Genomic DNA, 2,578 nt, shown 5'->3' on the forward strand with positions numbered 1-2,578 from the left:
CGCCGGCTACACGGCGAACTCGGCCTGATCCCGCCCGTGGAACACGAAACCAACCATCACCACACAACCGCACCCGTCCCGACACCGAGCGGGTAATCACACCCTCCATCAAACCCGGTACTTGACAACCGGGAAGATTTCGCGCCAGCGGGAACGATGTATCAGCTTGGATAGTGCGGCGAACCAGAGTCGGTCTGCGGGCTCGTAGCTGATCGGGCCTGCCGGTTGCCAGCGAAGCACGGTGTTCTCGTGCCGTAGCACGAGAAGCTCCGCGTCCTTCGCCGCCTCACTGCGGAGCAGCACCAACGGAACGGACAGCAATTTGCAGGTCACCTTGTGCAGCAGGGCTACTACCATCCGGGCATGCTTCCAGCCGGGGCACTTCGCTGCTCAGCAGCGACGATGACTTTCCGAGCGGCACAGGGTGAAAACTGACCCGTGACAACATTGACGACGACTGTTGCGTCCAACGGGTGAATACGTGACCAAAACAAAGTTGGTGTGCGTACCGGGGCCCGCTGGAGCGTCTACCGGGTAGAGAGCGGCCATACCCAGCATGGCGGCCCTCGCTCAACACCGCCCACGACAGGAACCCGAGAGCTGCGGCGCTGCCCGTGGCAGGGCGGCCGCGACACCTGGAAGCCGCTGGTGCTGCCGCTACGGATTAGGTCTGTGAGGGGAGTCAACATCGACAAGCTGTGCGTTTTCGAGCGTTGACGAACAGAAGGCCACCACAGTACAAACTGTCAAGGAAGAGGATCAATATGCTATTCAAGACCCGCTGATTGCCAGCCGTCAGGGACACGGCGTGCTGAGTTTCAGTGGCGCATCCGCATGTTCGCGGCGGTGGCGGCACTACGGGCAGTGGTGAGTTTGGCCACGGTGTCGGCACACCGGGTTCGTCAACGGACAGAGGTTCTGGTAGTTGGCACACTGCCGCAGCCGGTATCGTCGCGCGAAGTTGACCACAGCCACCACGGCAGTAATCATGACTTCATGAGAGTATCTCTGTAACGGTTCTCTTGGTGCTTCGCAGCCACCCGGTGCCATCAACGACAACGCCGACAATGTCTTCGCAACCGGCCCGCTCCGGACGCAGCCTTCGTCACGAGCCACGGTGTGCCCAAGTTCTGTGTGGCGCAATTTTTCGTGGCCTGGCGACGTTATACATGAAATGCGGGCGAACGGGGTTTCAGCGCATCAACCACTCCAGGAGGAAACATGAGGACAGATCATTTAGTGCGAAACCGTTTCACGGCGATATCGGCTGGGTTGATGCTGGGCATCGCGGGTTTGGCCGTGGCCGTACCTGCGGCACATGCCACAGTGCCGCCCGTCCACATCAGTTGCGACTTGAACGTGCAGTTGCTGTTCAGTGAGAGCATCACTCCGACTTCCAAGGTCATCACCGGCACCGCGGCGGGCTGGCTGGGTGACAAGTCGAAGACGGCTGCGGGCAACGTGGGATCGTGCACGTCACCGAACGGCACGGCAGCCGGTGTGACTGGATCGGTGGGGAGCGTCTACCCCGCGCCAGGCGCGGGGGGATCCGGCGTCGGCACTGGTCCGCAGAGCTGCACGTCGTCCAACTTGCCCAACGGGGTCGGCGAGATCACGTGGCAGAACACGGACAACACCAGTTCGTACACAAGTTTCGACTGGCAGTTCGGCGTCACCGCCTCGGGAGCCACCTTTACCGGGCAGATCACGTCCAGCACCGCGGTATGGGCGTCGGTCGGCGACCGATTCGTCGTGGAGTTGACCAAATTCACCCAGAATGGCGGATCGGGCACCGGACTGGTGCCGATCGTCAGCTGTTTCATGCCCGGCGGGGTCAGCCAGGACGACATCACCGGCATATTCCAGCTGTACACGCCGGTCGCCGGGCCCCTGCCCTCGATCGCAGTCAGTCCGGGACCGTGCACCGTCAGCGGTTCACACGTCAGCTGGACCGACACTGTGACCGGGACCAATTTCCCGCCTTCATCCTCGGTCGTCCTTCGCGACACCGGGTTCATCACAGGCAGCGGGTCGGGCAACGCGACGGTGATCTCCTTCGGCATGTCGAGCACGTCGGTCACCGTGGTTACCGACAGTTCCGGTAATTTCACCGCGAACATTTTCGTCACGGTCGACGTGGGTGGAACGCAACCGCAGGGCACGATAGAGCAGAACGCGGACTTCGTGGCCGCAGTCAGCACTGCGGGAATCGCCGCAAATAACGGTGGCCCGAACTACTGCGTCGCCTGACCATCCATCGTGTTCGCCCTCTCCGGCTCTGGAGAGGGCGAACACCCGCGGCTTGTTCCCGTCGGTCGAGCGTGTGGGAGCGCACGCACTGAGGTGATCTCAACAGCGGAGATTCCAGCACTGAAGGCCTGAGGATGTTCGGGGGAACGCTCGTGCAGGCGCTCTGACGTGCCGGGGGGCCTGGGAGTAGAAGGACGGGGGGCTCCTGATAGGACTGGATTTGCGAAGATCAAATCCCAGTCAGAAAGCTCCCCGTGATCGCCTATCGTGCCACACTCGATGTACCCCGCGAACTCGCCCAGTACCTGGGCCGGCTGCTCCACGCCGA

Annotated in this window: 2 protein-coding genes; one reads left to right on the plus strand and one right to left on the minus strand. The window is 62.1% G+C overall.

Annotated features, from left to right (window positions below; all coding sequences use genetic code 11):
• Positions 1–108 precede the first annotated feature (108 nt).
• Positions 109–357, minus strand: a complete 249-nt coding sequence (locus tag ABFX45_RS46045) for a hypothetical protein (RefSeq protein ID WP_346137404.1) — start codon at positions 355–357, stop codon at positions 109–111.
• 918 nt (positions 358–1,275) lie between these two features.
• Between ABFX45_RS46045 and ABFX45_RS46050 the strand changes: the two genes are divergently transcribed.
• Positions 1,276–2,250, plus strand: coding sequence for a hypothetical protein (locus ABFX45_RS46050; protein ID WP_346137405.1), 975 nt, complete (start codon positions 1,276–1,278; stop codon positions 2,248–2,250).
• Positions 2,251–2,578: the final 328 nt, after the last annotated feature.

It is taken from the genome of Lentzea roselyniae, from assembly GCF_039537795.1.
Taxonomy (GTDB): Bacteria; Actinomycetota; Actinomycetes; order Mycobacteriales; family Pseudonocardiaceae; genus Lentzea; species Lentzea atacamensis.